Here is a 215-nt window from a genome sequence, read left to right as displayed (position 1 = left end):
TGGACGTTACAGGGATCGAACCTGTGACCCCCTGCTTGTAAGGCAGGTGCTCTCCCAGCTGAGCTAAACGTCCATGTGCATCGCGACGTCCTATCCTCGCAGGAAGCGATCCTCCAACTACTTTCGGCGCTATTGAGCTTAACTTCTGTGTTCGGTATGGGAACAGGTGTGGCCTCAATGCCATCGTCACGACACGGTATTTAATTGAGAAATGT

General features: G+C 52.1%; 1 tRNA gene and 1 rRNA gene. Both read right to left on the bottom strand.

Annotated features, from left to right (window positions below):
- A tRNA-Val gene (locus tag ESE_RS0111170) sits at nucleotides 1-73 on the bottom strand.
- Between the two features lie 4 nt (nucleotides 74-77).
- Nucleotides 78-194: ribosomal RNA gene (gene rrf, locus ESE_RS0111165) — 5S ribosomal RNA — on the bottom strand.
- Nucleotides 195-215: the final 21 nt, after the last annotated feature.

Source organism: Weissella cibaria KACC 11862 (genome assembly GCF_000193635.1).
GTDB classification, from domain to species: Bacteria; Bacillota; Bacilli; order Lactobacillales; family Lactobacillaceae; genus Weissella; species Weissella cibaria.
This window is presented reverse-complemented; position numbering and strand designations above follow the sequence as displayed.